This window comes from Streptomyces sp. NPDC001941 (assembly GCF_040296945.1).
Classification (GTDB): Bacteria; Actinomycetota; Actinomycetes; order Streptomycetales; family Streptomycetaceae; genus Streptomyces.
Window position 1 is genome coordinate 14,372 of the sequence record NZ_JBEOYE010000007.1, and the last position, 13,753, is coordinate 28,124.

General features: G+C 73.0%; 13 protein-coding genes. 10 read left to right on the top strand and 3 right to left on the bottom strand.

What is annotated here, in order from left to right:
* The first annotated feature begins 43 nt into the window (after window positions 1–43).
* The 3 genes from ABT160_RS08235 to ABT160_RS08245 all read left to right on the top strand — a co-directional run bounded on the left by ABT160_RS08235 (window position 44) and on the right by ABT160_RS08245 (window position 2,619).
* Window positions 44–874 carry a glycerophosphodiester phosphodiesterase gene (locus ABT160_RS08235; protein WP_351645101.1) on the top strand — a complete coding sequence of 277 codons (831 nt, stop codon included), beginning with the start codon at window positions 44–46 and terminating at the stop codon, window positions 872–874.
* A 53-nt stretch (window positions 875–927) separates the two neighbouring features.
* The gene (locus ABT160_RS08240; protein WP_351645104.1) at window positions 928–1,527 is read left to right on the top strand and encodes an ATP-binding protein; all 600 of its coding nucleotides are present in this window, start codon (window positions 928–930) and stop codon (window positions 1,525–1,527) included.
* A gap of 129 nt (window positions 1,528–1,656) precedes the next feature.
* Complete coding sequence (locus ABT160_RS08245) at window positions 1,657–2,619, top strand: DUF5926 family protein (RefSeq protein ID WP_351645107.1); 963 nt, start codon at window positions 1,657–1,659, stop codon at window positions 2,617–2,619.
* A gap of 273 nt (window positions 2,620–2,892) precedes the next feature.
* Here ABT160_RS08245 and ABT160_RS08250 read toward each other — a convergent pair whose 3' ends face one another.
* Entirely contained in the window at window positions 2,893–3,492 is a 600-nt protein-coding gene (locus ABT160_RS08250; RefSeq protein ID WP_351645110.1) for a hypothetical protein, read from the bottom strand.
* A 167-nt stretch (window positions 3,493–3,659) separates the two neighbouring features.
* Window positions 3,660–4,343 (bottom strand): bifunctional DNA primase/polymerase, encoded by a 684-nt coding sequence (locus ABT160_RS08255; RefSeq protein ID WP_351645112.1) that lies wholly within the window; start codon window positions 4,341–4,343, stop codon window positions 3,660–3,662.
* 545 nt (window positions 4,344–4,888) lie between these two features.
* Between ABT160_RS08255 and ABT160_RS08260 the strand changes: the two genes are divergently transcribed.
* Together ABT160_RS08260 and ABT160_RS08265 are read left to right on the top strand one after the other, a co-directional pair.
* Entirely contained in the window at window positions 4,889–6,388 is a 1,500-nt protein-coding gene (locus ABT160_RS08260; RefSeq protein WP_351645114.1) for a PP2C family protein-serine/threonine phosphatase, read from the top strand.
* A gap of 176 nt (window positions 6,389–6,564) precedes the next feature.
* A complete protein-coding gene (locus tag ABT160_RS08265) occupies window positions 6,565–8,028 on the top strand; it encodes an aminopeptidase P family protein (RefSeq protein WP_351645116.1) in 1,464 nt (487 codons plus the stop codon).
* A 141-nt stretch (window positions 8,029–8,169) separates the two neighbouring features.
* On the opposite strand, the gene ABT160_RS08270 is transcribed toward ABT160_RS08265, so the two are convergent.
* Window positions 8,170–8,661 carry an ATP-binding protein gene (locus tag ABT160_RS08270; RefSeq protein ID WP_351645118.1) on the bottom strand — a complete coding sequence of 164 codons (492 nt, stop codon included), beginning with the start codon at window positions 8,659–8,661 and terminating at the stop codon, window positions 8,170–8,172.
* Between the two features lie 204 nt (window positions 8,662–8,865).
* On the opposite strand from ABT160_RS08270, the gene ABT160_RS08275 reads away from it, so the two are divergent.
* From ABT160_RS08275 to ABT160_RS08295, 5 genes are all read left to right on the top strand, one after another.
* Window positions 8,866–9,648, top strand: a complete 783-nt coding sequence (locus ABT160_RS08275) for a hypothetical protein (RefSeq protein ID WP_351645120.1) — start codon at window positions 8,866–8,868, stop codon at window positions 9,646–9,648.
* A gap of 98 nt (window positions 9,649–9,746) precedes the next feature.
* Window positions 9,747–10,505, top strand: a complete 759-nt coding sequence (locus ABT160_RS08280; protein ID WP_351645121.1) for a YcnI family copper-binding membrane protein — start codon at window positions 9,747–9,749, stop codon at window positions 10,503–10,505.
* Window positions 10,506–10,553: 48 nt separating this feature from the next.
* Entirely contained in the window at window positions 10,554–11,243 is a 690-nt protein-coding gene (locus ABT160_RS08285; protein ID WP_351645122.1) for an SCO family protein, read from the top strand.
* The gene (locus tag ABT160_RS08290) at window positions 11,240–11,722 is read left to right on the top strand and encodes a copper chaperone PCu(A)C (protein ID WP_351645125.1); all 483 of its coding nucleotides are present in this window, start codon (window positions 11,240–11,242) and stop codon (window positions 11,720–11,722) included. The genes ABT160_RS08285 and ABT160_RS08290 overlap by 4 nt, the downstream gene beginning before the upstream one ends.
* A gap of 41 nt (window positions 11,723–11,763) precedes the next feature.
* The gene (locus ABT160_RS08295) at window positions 11,764–13,716 is read left to right on the top strand and encodes a copper resistance protein CopC (RefSeq protein WP_351645127.1); all 1,953 of its coding nucleotides are present in this window, start codon (window positions 11,764–11,766) and stop codon (window positions 13,714–13,716) included.
* The last annotated feature ends 37 nt before the right edge of the window (window positions 13,717–13,753 follow it).

Sequence of the window (13,753 nt, forward strand, 5' to 3'; positions counted from 1 at the left end):
ATGAAACGGGCGGCCGCCACAGGACGCATGACACGATGGCGCGGTGACCCACGCACGGCAGCAACGCCCGCACAGCGCCCGGCGCCCGATCCAGGTCGTCGCGCACCGGGGAGCCTCCGAGGACGCCCCCGAGCACACCCTCGCCGCGTACATGAAGGCCATCGAGGACGGCGCCGACGCCCTGGAGTGCGACGTACGCCTGACGGCCGACGGCCATCTGGTCTGCGTCCACGACCGCCGCGTCAACCGGACCTCCAACGGGCGGGGCGCCGTCTCCGCCCTGGAGCTCGCCGACCTCGCCGCCCTGGACTTCGGCACCTGGAAGGGCCGGGAGGAGGCGGCGGAGAGCCCGGACTGGGGCAACCCCGAGCTGACCTCCGTACTGACCCTGGAGCGGCTCCTGGAGCTGGTCTCCGACGCGGGGCGGCGCATCGAGCTGGCCATCGAGACCAAGCACCCCACCCGGTGGGCCGGTCAGGTGGAGGAGCGGCTGCTGCACACCCTGAAGCGGTTCGGCCTGGCCGAGCCCGAGTCCCCCGCGGACTCCCCGGTACGCATCATGAGCTTCTCGGCCCGCTCCCTGCACCGGGTCGCGGCGGCGGCCCCCACGCTTCCCACCGTCTACCTGATGCAGTTCGTGACGCCCCGGCTGCGCGACGGACGGCTGCCGGCCGGCGCGCGGATCGCCGGCCCCTCCATCCGGATCGTCCGCAGCCACCCGGGCTGGATCGCACGGCTGCACCGCGCGGGCCACCGGGTACACGTCTGGACGGTGAACGAGCCGGAGGACGTCGAGCTGTGCGTACGGCTCGGAGTGGACGCGATCATCACCAACCGCCCCAAACAGGTCCTGTCCCAACTGGGCCGTCCGTAACTCCCGTCACAGGGTGTGCCCCGGCGCGTTCGCTCCGTATTCGATCGTGACGAGTGCGTCACCGCACGCGCTCTGGCCGGTTTCCGGTCCAGGCCATTGGGGCATTCACACCGTGGCGTGGGGTGAAGGAGGTCTCGGGGGTGGCGTTGGTGGTGGCACAGGAGGTGCCCACGTCGTCGAGCATGGCCGTACCCCATGGCCCTGCGGGCGTGGGTGAGGCAAGGCACCGCATGCGGGAGCAGCTCAGCCGCAGCGGCATGCCGGAATCGGTCGTGGACGACGCCGTACTCGTCCTGTCGGAACTGCTCAGCAACGCCTGCCGGCACGGCAGGCCACTGGGCGCGGCGGACGTGGGCGACGGAGACGTCCGGGCGGCGTGGCGCGTCGACAAGACGGGCCGGCTGACGGTCGAGGTGACGGACGGCGGCGGCCCGACCCGCCCGGTTCCGGCCACTCCGTCGGTCACCGCGCGCGGCGGCCGGGGGCTGAACATCATCAGCGCCCTCGCCCAGGACTGGGGCGTGCGCGACAGCGCGGCCGGTGAGGTCACGGTGTGGGTGCTGCTCACGGACGGGCACCGTCGCGAGGACTTCGCTACGCGCGTCACCGGCCCCGCCTTCGACCTGGTGGACGCCTTCGACGACCTGGACTGAGCTTCCGTACGGACCTGGAGCGGGGTTCCGCACGCCCGTGCGGACCGAGCGGTACGCCCGTCCGGCGGCCCCGTTGCGGCTAGGCTCGCGCCCGACACCGCACCGCCGCAAACGGGAGTAAGCCACACCATGGCCAAGAAGCGACCCCAGACGAAGGCCAAGCCCCAGGTCACCGACGGAGAGATCCCGGTCGTCGGCGCCCGCGAACCCTGCCCCTGCGGCTCGGGGCGCCGCTACAAGGCCTGCCACGGCCGGGTCGCCGCGCACGCCGTGACCGAACTGGTCCAGCGCCCCTTCGAGGGCCTGGCCGGCGAGTGCGACTGGGTCGCGCTGCGCGAACTGGTCCCGGCCGCGACGCTGCCGCTCGTCCTCAAGGACGGGCTGCCCGACGGAGTGCCCTCGGTGACGCTGGCGACCGTGCTGCCGATGGCGTGGCCCGCGCTGCGCCGCGACGACGGCTCGGTGCTGCTCGCCGTGCAGAACGACACCTCCAGCGGCGACCTCAGCCGCGACCTGGCGGACACCCTCCAGCGCGCCCTGGCCGCCGAGCCCGGCTCGCCGGTCCCGGCCCAGCGCGTGTCGGCCGACGGGCCGCGCCTGCAGGACCTGCTCGACCCGGAGGCGTCCTTCGAGCCGCAGGTCCACTCGGGCTTCGAGTTCTGGATCCCGGAGAGCGCGGAGAGCACCCCCGAGGTGACCGCCTCCCTGGAGCGCGCCAACGCCGCCGCGATCCCCACCGTGAAGCTCACCGGCGTGGACGCCGCCTACTGGTGCGAGACCCCGGAGAAGAACCACCTGCGCTGGGTCATGCCGCACGCCGAGGAGAAGCTGCTCGACGCGCTCGCCCGGCTGCACGCCGCGGGCACCTCGTCGCTGGGCGAGGGCACCCGCCTCGTCGGCTCCTTCCGGGCCCACGGCCTGATGGTGCCGGTGTGGGACCTGCCGACGGGGATGGGGGCGCAGGACTGCGAGAAGCCCGCGGCCGAGTTCGCCGAGCGCCTCGCGTCGGCGCTGTCCTCGGACGCCCCGCTGAGCCCGGAGGAGCGCCGCGCCCGCGGCGGCCTCACCAACCGCCAGGTGACCCTCAGCTGACGACGGGACGGGGAGCCCCCGGCCCGCACCGGGCCGGGGGGCCGGACGTCCCGAACGGTCGCCGCCATCCCGACCGGTCGGTGACTTCCACCACAACTCCCCGTGCGGCCAGGCAAATCCCTGTCCGAATACCCGAGATCGAATTTGCGAACGGCAGATCTCTTGTTACCGTTCTAGGAGCCCGGTCGCTGGTGCATCCCCCGTCGCCAGCGATCGGGCCCTTCCATTTCTCGGAATCGATCATTCCGACCGCCGCCCCCGTGAGCGGCTTCCTCAACTGACCGCCGGGTCAGCAGGATTGCTCCCCGACCTGAGCAGCAGCGGCGCCTCGTCCGCGTCCTCCCCGCCCGCCGTGGTGCGCGCGAACTCCGCCACCGCCACGTACCGGGAGAGCTCCCCCAGCGTGCGCTCGCGCGGCGTCTCGCACGTCCCCGGCTCGTCCTCCACCGCCACCTCGCAGTGCGCTTGCACGGTGCGCCCGGCGGGTCCCATCAGGGTCAGCACGGAGTCCAGCGGCTCGCCCGAGGCATTGCGGTAGTAGGTGCGCGCCCAGGTGTCCCGGCCCTCGGCCAGCACACAGGTCTGCGCCTCGACCCCGTCGGGGGACGTCAGCTCCGGGCCGCAGCGGGTGGTGCGCGCGTCCGGCACGGCGTCGTCCGCCGGGTCGCCCCGCGGGTCGTCCTGGTCGTCCGACGCATCAATTCCGGACAGAAGTCCGGCGTCGTCCGACGGTTCGGTGCGGGGCCTGGAGTCGGCCGCGTCACCCGCCGGTGCGGCTGACTCGGGCTCCCCGGCGGGGCCGGCGACGGCCGCGAGCGGCAGCAGGGCGGTGAACACGACGACGGCCCCGAGCCCGATCATGCGGAGATTCATGGGGGACCCACCTGCCAACTGCCGAGGAATTCTTGATGGTGGGCCGAAGATATCGACGCTTTGCAGGCGCTGACGTTGCCGCGCGCCCAATTTCCGCAGAAGTGGGCCCAGCTCACACCCGTACGAGTGACTGAGCCGGGCCCCTGGGTGCCGTCCGACGCGTCGCGTCAGTACGCCAGCCGGCTTCCGCCGTCCGGCAGTCCGGTGCTCGCGTCGACGAGCGCGTCCACGACCGCCTCCACGTCGGGCAGCCAGGGCGCGCCCCGGCCCGCGAGCGGCGCCCGCTCCCAGCGCACCTGGCCGGTGCCCGCCACCGACGGCGGCAGGACGAGGTAGCCGCCCTCGCCGTGGAAGCGCAGCGCGCTCGGCACGTGGTCCTTCGCGTACAGCAGTTCGCCCAGTCGCTCCAGGCCGTACGGAGCGACCAGCAGCGACCACCGGGTGGGTGTCGCGACCACCGGGCCGAGCCGCACTCCCATGCGGTCCAGCTCCGCCAGCGCGCGCGCCCCCGCGACGGCGGGCAGGCTCACCGCGCACGGGGCGCGGCCTCCGGTGGCCAGCAGGATCGGTGCGTCCGGCCGGTTGCCCCACCACCAGCGCACCATGCGCTCGTCGGTGGTGGCGGCCAGCAGGCCGGGGTCGAAGGGGTGTGCGCCGGGTACGACGCACTCGGGATCGGGGCAGGCGCATCCGCGCCCGCGGTCGGTGCGGCCGCCCGCCGGCGTGAGTCCCGCGCCGGGAAGCACGGGCCACTGCCGGTCCAGGGCGCAGGTGAGTGCCGCCTCGAGCTGTGCAGGCTTCCCCCTGCGCCGGAACCGGAGCCTGCGTCGCCTTCCGAGGATCTCGCGCATGTGCGCTCGTTCCTTTCCGTTGACCGAAGAGAACGCTGCGGTTCACATCACACTACGTGTGCGCGTCTTCACTGTGCGTCAAATCGGCGCATCCGCCCCTTGCCCGTGGCATGAGCGACTGCCTGAGCCACCTGGTCATGCGGCAAGGGAGCACCGCCGGGGCCGAGCACGGGCTGGTCGTAGTCCATTAAACGGGTGGCGAGGGGTGGCGCGCGCAGGGCGCTTCAACGCCACCCGTGCGTACCACCCTGCTTCGTGCTCCGTACTGCGTGACTTCCCCGCCACTCGGGGATGGGGCGCGGCCTTCGGCGGTTAAGACGCCCGGGTCCACCGCCGGGTTCCGGGGCGTTCCCAACTGCCCCTGGCCATCACCGATTACGTACCCACCAGGCTCGGAATGACGCTCCCTCCGCGACTTCCGCCCCGGAGGTACCCCGCTTTGTTGCGGCCCCAGTCGATCGCAAAAGACGGCCACAGGGGTTGATTTTTCGCCAAGTTAGGAATCCCATCGACGCCACACGGACACCACGCCTCCCGTCAGGACAATGCTGGACATCCCCTTACATGTGCGTGTACATGTGGATGCATTGATAGCGGCGCAGAATGACATGAATGACATGGGGGTTTGCGATGCTATTGAGAGAAATCGCCCCGTCGGAAAGCCGGCTGCCATGAGCGCCCCTCACCTGCCGAAAGTGGCCGGAATCGATGCCGCGGTTCCCCTTCCCGCGCACACTGCGCCCCCGCTCGCGGAGGTGTCCGCCGAGCCTCCGCCCGGCGCCCTGATCCAGGACCGGCTGGCCGGCTGGGTCTCCGACCTCACCACCCTGCACGAGCTCACCGAACGGCTCGCCCGCACCTCCCGCCTCGACGACGCCCTGCACGAACTGCTGCGCGCCGGGGCCACCCTGGTCGGCGCCCGGCGCGGCATGGTCGTCCTGGAACCGGCCGACGGCCTGGGACCCGCCGTCACCGTCGGACTCGGCCTCGCCCACGCCGACCTCGGCCACCTGGAGACCGTGCCGCGCAGCGCCAGCTCGTTCGGCCGCCTCCTGGAGCGGGCCTCCGGCGACACCGGCGCCGTCGCCAGCCCCGACCTGCGCGCCGCCGGCGACACCGACCCGCGCCTGCTGGAGGTCGCCGCCCGGCTCGGCTACGCCGCCAGCTACGCGGTGCCGCTGGCCACCGGCGACGCCGGACGGCTCGGCGCCGCCGTCTGGCTCTACGACGAACCCGCCGAACCGGTGGAGCGCCAGCGCCACCTGGTGGGCCTGTACGGCCGGTACGCCACCGAGCACCTCGCCCGCGTCCTGGAGGTGGAGCGGGCCCGCACCCGCGTCGCCACCGTCGCCGAGGAGCTGCTGCCCAGCCGGCTGCCCCGGGTCCCCGGCGTCCAGCTCGCCGCCCGCCACCACGCGGGACCGCACGGCGGCGGCCACTGGTACGACGCGCTGCCGCTGCCCGACGCCGCCCTCGGCCTCGCCGTCGGCTCCGTCTCCGGCTCCGGGCCCAGCGCGCTGGCCGCGATGGGACGGCTGCGCGCCAGCCTGCGCGCGTACGCGGTGATGGAGGGCGAGGACCCCGTCGCCGTCCTGTCCGACCTGGAGCTGCTGCTGCGGCTGACCGAGCCCGCCCGCACCGCCACCGCCCTCTTCGGCTACGCCGAACCCGCGCAGCACAAGATCGTGCTGGCCGGGGCCGGGCACGCGCCGCCGCTGCTCCTGGGCGAGCGGCGCACCGAGTTCGTCGAGACCTCCCTGTCCGCGCCGCTGGGCATGCTGGCCTGCTGGGAGGCGCCCAGCGTGGACGTCTACCCCGAACCCGGCGAGACGGTGCTGCTCTACACCGACGGGCTGCTGCGCCGCACGGGCGAACCGATGGACCGCGCGTACGCCCGGCTGCACGCGGCCGCCGCCGGCGTGCCCCGCGAGGAGCGCGGCGACCCCGGGGCGATCGCCGACCACGTGCTGCGCACCCTGCTGCCCGACGGCCCGCGGGCGGCCGACGGCGAGGACGTCGTCCTGCTCGCGGCCCGCTTCGACTGAGCCCGCGCGCGGCACCCCGTACGGGCCCCGTTGCGGGCCCGGGCGGGGCCGCGCGCCGCTGTGACCGGTCGTGACCAGCGCGTAATGGGTCCTGCGGCCCTGGGCCCCCTTCCGTACGACCGTACGATGGAGGGGGTTCAGTGTCGTACCTGTCGTACCAACAAGGAGGCGGACCCGTGGCCGAAGAGCTCACCCCGGAGACCCCGGAAGAGACTGACGAGCAGCCGATCAAGCAGCGCAAGAACGGGCTGTACCCGGGCGTGTCCGACGAGCTCGCCGAGAACATGAAGACGGGCTGGGCCGACACCGAGCTCACCGGTCTGGAGCCGATCGCGCAGGCCGGGCACACCGCCGCCCGCCGCGCCGCGCTCTCCGCCCGCTTCCCGGGCGAGCGCCTGGTCGTGCCCGCGGGCAACCTGCGCACCCGCTCCAACGACACCGAGTACGCCTTCCGCGCCTCGACCGAGTACGCCTACCTCACCGGCGACCAGTCCGAGGACGGCGTCCTGGTGCTGGAGCCCAAGGGCGAGGGACACCGGGCGACGATCTACCTGCTGCCCCGCTCCAACCGCGAGAACGGCGAGTTCTGGCTGGACGGCCAGGGCGAGCTGTGGGTCGGCCGCCGCCACTCGCTGGACGAGGCCGAGCAGCTGCTGGGCATCCCGGCGAAGGACGTGCGCGAGCTCGCCGACGCGCTGCGCGAGGCCACCGGCCCGGTGCGCGCCGTGCGCGGCCACGACGCGGGCATCGAGGCGGCCCTGGCCGACAAGGCCACCGCCGAGCGCGACGAGGAGCTGCGGGTCTTCCTGTCCGAGGCGCGCCTGGTCAAGGACGCCTTCGAGGTCGCCGAGCTGCGCAAGGCCTGCGAGGCCACCGCGCGCGGCTTCGAGGACGTCGTCAAGGTCCTCGACAAGGCCGAGGCCACCAGCGAGCGCTACATCGAGGGCACCTTCTTCCTGCGCGCCCGCGTGGAGGGCAACGACGTCGGCTACGGCTCCATCTGCGCCGCCGGCCCGCACGCCACCACCCTGCACTGGGTGCGCAACGACGGCGCCGTGCGCTCGGGCGAGCTGCTGCTGCTCGACGCGGGCGTGGAGACCACCGAGCTCTACACCGCCGACGTGACCCGCACCCTGCCGATCAACGGCACCTTCTCGCCGCTGCAGAAGAAGATCTACGACGCGGTGTACGAGGCGCAGGAGGCCGGCATCGCGGCCGTGAAGCCGGGCGCCGACTACCGCGACTTCCACGACGCCGCCCAGCGCGTGCTCGCCGAGAAGCTGGTCGAGTGGGGCCTGTGCGGCGACCTGGACGTGGAGAAGGTCCTGGAGCTCGGCCTGCAGCGCCGCTGGACCCTGCACGGCACGGGCCACATGCTCGGCATGGACGTCCACGACTGCGCGGCCGCCCGCACCGAGAGCTACGTGGACGCCTCCCTGGAGCCGGGCATGTGCCTGACCGTGGAGCCGGGCCTGTACTTCCAGGCCGACGACCTGACCGTGCCGGAGGAGTACCGGGGCATCGGCGTCCGCATCGAGGACGACATCCTGGTCACCGAGGACGGCAACGTGAACCTCTCGGCCGCGCTGCCGCGCCGCTCCGACGAGGTCGAGGCCTGGATGGCCTCGCTCAAGGGCTGACCCTCAAGGGCTGATTCTCGAGGACTGGTCCAGGACCGGCGGGAAGCCGGTCCGGGCCCGCCGGTCTTCCGGAGGCCCCTTCCACGCGCGCGTGGAAGGGGCCTCCGGCCGTTGCGGTGGTACGGGACTGGTCCGCGGGGACTAGCCCGGCACCGCGAGGGGCGCGTCCCGGCGCCACTTGACGATCTTGTCGAAGCTCACCACCGCACCGCCGCGCCCGCCCCGGTTGCCGAAGTGGACGTGGTCGGCGAGCTCCTCGATCAGCCGCAGTCCGCGACCGTTCTCCGCGTCCGCAGGCACCCGGCGCCGCAGCGCCCGTACGGCTCCGGCGGATCCGACGGGACCGGCGGATCCGGCCGGTCCCGGGGGGAAGCCCGGGCCCGAGTCGGCGACCTCGATCCGGCACTTCTCCCCGTCCAGGTACGCCGTGACCTGGTACGCCTCCGCCGCGCCCGCCCCCGTGCCGCCCCCGTGCTCCACCGCGTTGGCGCACGCCTCGGTGAGCGCGAGCGAGAGGTCGAAGGTGGTGTCGGGGTCGACCCCAGCGGTCTCCATGGTGCCCAGCAGGAGACGACGGGCGAGCGGCACGCTCGCGGCCTCGCGGCGCAGATGGAGGGACCACCAGATGCTCATGCTCCAGCCTCCCGGCCGCGGCTCGACGTACCGATAGGTATTGCCGCGGCGCCCCTCCGGTAAGCCCCGCGTTGACGCACCGGCGCCCGTTCGGCGGATGTACGCGCACCCGCACGCCGGTGTATTGCGGGTCACAGGGCGCCAACGGGATCTTCCGGACCTGCCGTATGGGTGGCCTAAGCGTGGTGCGATGATGGCCCGGCCATGGACACAGCCCGCGCCGGAATCGGCCTGCGACTGCTGAGGGCCGCGCTCTTCGCCGCGGTCTGCGTCGTGCTGTCCGCGCTCGGGCACGCGCTGGCCGCGTGCGCGACCGTGCCCGGCTGGACCCTGGCGGCCGGCTTCCTCGGCGTCCTCGCCGTCACCGTGCCGCTCGCCGGGCGCGAACGCTCCCTGCCCACGATCGCCACCGCCCTCGCGGGCGGCCAGTTCGCGCTGCACGCCCTCTTCGGGCTCGGGCAGCGCCACCTCGTGGTGGGCGGTCCGACCTCCGACGACGCGCTGATCCGGATGGCCGCCAAGCTGGTCTGCGGGGGCGGCGCCGCGTCGCTCTCGCCCGCCGACGCCAACCGGATCGTCACCACCGCCGGGCTCGACCCGGCCTCGGCCGCCGGCCACGCCGGCCACATGGCCGACGGCGCCGCCGCCTCCGGGCACCTGGCGTCGTCCGGCCTGCCCAGCCTGAGCATGGTGCTGGGCCACCTGCTGGCCGCGCTGGCCACCGGCTGGCTGATGCGGCGCGGCGAGGCCGCGCTGTTCCGTCTCGTACGGCTCTCCCAGGGCGCCACCGAGAGCGCGCCGCTGCGCGCGCTGCGCGACGCCCTGTCCCTCGTACGCCTGCTGCTCGCCGGCCTTCCGGCGGCCACCGCCGCCGGGCCCCGCCCCGCCGCGCCCGCGTACGACACTCCGCCCCCGCCCGCCGGGCGCGCCCTGGCGGACACGGTGATCAGGCGCGGCCCCCCGGCCGTCCTCGCTCTCGCAGCCTGACGCGACCCGCTCCCGGTACCGCACGGAGGTGGTGTCGCGGTGTCCACGCACGCGTGGACGCACTCACCCGTTCCTGCTTCCTGGAGTGTCCTGTCGTGATGAAGAAGTCCGTGCTCAAGAGCGCCTCCCGCATCGCCGTCGCCGGCGGTGTCGCCGCGTCCGCCGTGCTGTTCCTGTCCTCCGCCGCCTCCGCGCACGTCAGCGTGCAGCCGCAGGGCGCGGCCGCCAAGGGCGGCTACGCGACCGTGAACTTCAAGGTCCCCAACGAGCGGGACAACGCCTCCACCGTCAAGGTCGAGGTCAACCTCCCCGCCGACCACCCGATCGCCTCCGCCATGCCCCAGCCGGTGCCGGGCTGGAAGGTCGTGGTGACCAAGGCCAAGCTCGCCAAGCCGCTGGAGATGCACGGCAAGCAGATCACCGAGGCCCCGTCCAAGATCACCTGGACCGCCGAGGGTGACGGCAAGATCGGTCCCGGCGAGTTCCAGCAGTTCCCCGTCTCGCTCGGCCAGCTCCCCGAGAACGCCGACCAGCTGGTCTTCAAGGCCCTGCAGACCTACAGCAACAACGAGGTCGTGCGCTGGATCGAGGAGCCCAAGGAGGGCGCGGACGAGCCCCAGAACCCGGCTCCCGTGCTCAAGCTCTCCGCCGCCGAGGACGACCACCACGGCGGCGCCGCGAAGACCGACGCCAAGGCCGACGACAAGGCCGGTGACAAGGCGGGTCACGACGGCCAGGAGAACGCGTCGGCCGACACCAGCGACACCACCGCGCGCGTGCTCGGTGTGGTCGGCATCCTCGTGGGCGTCGCGGGCGTCGCGTTCGGCGTCCTCGCGGGGCGGCGCCGCTCGGCCTGACGGCCGCGCAGGCCTCCCCAGGAACACCCCTCCCCGAGAGAGAACCCCATGCACAACCAGAAGCGCTCCGGGCGTGCCCGGCGCACCTCGCTGGCCGCGGCGGCACTCGTCGCCGCGGCCGGCCTGACCCTCACGGCGTGCGGCGGCGGCAGTGACGCGGCGAAGGGCGACAGCCCCGTCGCGGACGTCTCCGCCGACACGTCCGACAAGGCCGCGACCGTCCTGGACCGGCCGTTCACCAAGCCCGACCTGGTGCTCACCGACACCCAGGGCAAGAAGTTCGACCTCCGCGAGCGGACCAAGGGCAAGCCGACGCTGATCTACTTCGGCTACACGCACTGCCCCGACGTGTGCCCGCTGACGATGAGCAACATCGCCATCGCCAAGAAGAAGCTCTCCAAGGCGGACCAGGACAAGCTCCAGGTCGTCTTCGTCACCACCGACCCCGACCGTGACACCCCGGCAGAGCTGGGCAAGTGGCTCCCGGCGGCGGGCGACCCGTCCTTCACCGGCCTCACCGGTGCCTTCCCAGCCATCCAGGCGGGCGCCCGCCAGCTGGGCATCGGCATCGACCCGGCTAAGAAGGAGAAGGACGGCTCGGTCGTCTCCATGCACGGAGCACAGGTGATCGCGTTCTCGCCCAAGACCGATCAGGGCTACGTCCTGTACGGCGAGGACACGACCGCCGACGACTACGCCAAGGACCTGCCGAAGATCATCAAGGGGGAGAACCCGTGAACCGCCGCACCACCCGCACCACCGTCCGCACCGCCGCCGCCGTGATAGCCCTCGCCACGGGCCTGGCCCTCAGCGGTTGCTCCTCCGACTCCAAGGACGCCGGGAGCGACAAGCCCGAGCTGAAGGTCAGCGGCGCGTTCATGCCGCAGCCCGCCATGGACATGGCCGGCGCGTTCCTGGACATCAAGAACGAGAGCGGTACCGCGGACAAGCTCCTCTCGGTGACCAGCCCGCTCTCGGACGACGTCACGATCCACGAGACGAAGAACCAGAAGATGCAGGAGGTCAAGTCCTTCGACATCCCCGCCAAGGGCGAGCTGAACCTGGAACGCGGTGGCAACCACATCATGTTCATGGGCATCAAGCAGAAGCCGAAGCAGGGCGACGAGGTCGAGATCGAGCTGCACTTCGAGAAGTCCGACCCGATCAAGGTGACGGTCCCGGTCGAGGCGCCGAACCACAACCCGAAGAAGCAGTGAGCCACCCGAAGAAGCACTGAGCTACTCGAGGGACTGACACCATGACGACGACCACCGCCCCACGCCTCACGGCGGCCTTCGTACTGCGGCTCCTGCTCGTGACCGCGGCCCTGTGCGCCACCGTGCTCTCCGGCACGGCCAGCGCCCACGCCGCGCTCACCGGCAGCACCCCGAAGGACGGGGCGGTGGTCGCCGACGCCCCCAAGGACGTCCAGCTCACCTTCTCCGAGCAGGTCGCCATGGGGAACGACTCCATCCGCGTCCTGGACCCCGCGGGCAACCGCGCCGACACCGGTGAACTGCGCGACCTGTGCGCGGGCTCCGTGGTCCGGTACGGGGTGAACCTGCGGGACTCCCTCCCCGACGGCACCTACACCGTCGCCTGGCAGGCTGTGTCGGCCGACAGCCACCCCGTCTCGGGCGCCTTCACCTTCTCGATCGGGGCGCCCTCCAAGACCTCCGTCGCGCTGCCCGACAACGAGGTCGGCGGCGGCCTCGTCGGCGCCCTCTACGGCATCGCGCGCTACTTCTCCTACGCCGGGTTCGTCGTCCTGGCCGGCGGCGCCGCGTTCGTCCTCGCCTGCTGGCCACGCGGCGCCACGGCCCGCCCGCTCCAGCGGTTCGTCGCCCAGGGCTGGGTCGTGCTCACCGCGTCGACCCTGGTGATGCTGCTGCTGCGCGCCCCCTACACCGGCTCCGGCAACCTCGCCGACGCCTTCGACCTGGGCCAGCTCAAGTCCGTCCTGGAGACCAAGACCGGCGCCGCCCTGATCTCCCGCCTGCTGCTGCTCGGCGCCGCCGCCCTCTTCGTGGCCGTGCTCTTCGGCGCGTACACCCGGCGCGAGGACCCCAAGGAGAAGAAGGACCTCACCTTCGGGCTCGCCCTGGGCGGTACGGTCGTCGCCGCCGGGATCGCCGGCACCTGGGCCCTGGCCGAGCACGCCTCGACGGGACTGCAGCCCGGCATCGCGATGCCCGTCGACATCCTGCACCTGCTGGCCGTCGCCGCCTGGCTCGGCGGCCTGGCCGCCCTGCTCGTCGCCCTGTACCGGGCGCCGTCCATCGAGCGCGCGGCCGTGCGCCGCTTCTCCGCGGTCGCCTTCGGCTCCGTGGTCGTCCTCGCCGCGACCGGGCTCTACCAGTCCTGGCGCCAGGTCGGCTCCTGGTCCGCCCTGACCGGCACCACGTACGGGCAGCTGCTGCTCGTCAAGGTGGGCCTGGTCGCCGTGATGGTCGGCGTCGCCTGGATCTCCCGGCGCTGGACCGCCCGCCTGGGCGAGGCCCGGGCCGCCACCGGCACGGCCGCGGACACCGAGGCGGCCGAAGCGGCGGAGGACACCGCGGAGTCCGAGGAGTCCGAGGAGTCCAAGGAGGCCGCGGTGCCGGCCGAGGCCGAGCCGGTCACCGTGCCGGCCGACCCGGAGCGCGCCGCCCAGCTGGCCCGCCAGCGCGCCGCCCTCGCCACCACCCGCCGCAAGAAGGCCAGGGACGCCGACACCGAACGCCTGGGCCTGCGCCGCTCGGTGCTGGCCGAGGCCGCCGTGGCGGTGGTGCTGCTCGCCGTGACGACCGTGCTCACCTCCACCGAGCCGGGCCGTACGGAGGAGGAGGCGGCCGCTGCCCAGGGCACCTCGCAGACCGCGGTGCCCGACCGGCCGGTCGACGTCCAGCTGCCCTTCGACACCGGGGGCCAGGACGGCAAGGGCACCGTGCGGCTCAGCCTCGACCCGGGCCGCACCGGGGCGAACGCCCTGCACATCTACGTCGTCCGGCCCGACGGCAAGCCGCTCGACGTCCCGGAGCTGAAGGTCTCCTTCACCCTCAAGGCCAAGGACATCGGCCCGCTCCCGGTCGTCCCCGACCGGATCACCACCGGGCACTGGGCCGCCAACGGGGTACAGATCCCGATGGCCGGCGACTGGACGCTCCAGGTCACCGTGCGCACCTCGGACATCGACCAGACCTCCATCGACAAGAACGTCAAGATCGGCTGAAACGCGTGACTGAGAACCTTGAGATCTCCCGGCGGCG

Excerpts from the sequence above, each read along its gene's own strand:
- ABT160_RS08245 (WP_351645107.1), top strand. The coding sequence starts at position 1,657 with ATGGCCAAGAAGCGACCCCAGACGAAGGCCAAGCCCCAGGTCACCGAC.
- ABT160_RS08295 (WP_351645127.1), top strand. The coding sequence starts at position 11,764 with ATGACGACGACCACCGCCCCACGCCTCACGGCGGCCTTCGTACTGCGG.
- ABT160_RS08250 (WP_351645110.1), bottom strand. The coding sequence starts at position 3,492 with ATGAATCTCCGCATGATCGGGCTCGGGGCCGTCGTCGTGTTCACCGCC.
- ABT160_RS08260 (WP_351645114.1), top strand. The coding sequence starts at position 4,889 with ATGCTGGACATCCCCTTACATGTGCGTGTACATGTGGATGCATTGATA.
- ABT160_RS08285 (WP_351645122.1), top strand. The coding sequence starts at position 10,554 with ATGCACAACCAGAAGCGCTCCGGGCGTGCCCGGCGCACCTCGCTGGCC.
- ABT160_RS08280 (WP_351645121.1), top strand. The coding sequence starts at position 9,747 with ATGAAGAAGTCCGTGCTCAAGAGCGCCTCCCGCATCGCCGTCGCCGGC.
- ABT160_RS08255 (WP_351645112.1), bottom strand. The coding sequence starts at position 4,343 with ATGCGCGAGATCCTCGGAAGGCGACGCAGGCTCCGGTTCCGGCGCAGG.
- ABT160_RS08275 (WP_351645120.1), top strand. The coding sequence starts at position 8,866 with ATGGACACAGCCCGCGCCGGAATCGGCCTGCGACTGCTGAGGGCCGCG.
- ABT160_RS08270 (WP_351645118.1), bottom strand. The coding sequence starts at position 8,661 with ATGAGCATCTGGTGGTCCCTCCATCTGCGCCGCGAGGCCGCGAGCGTG.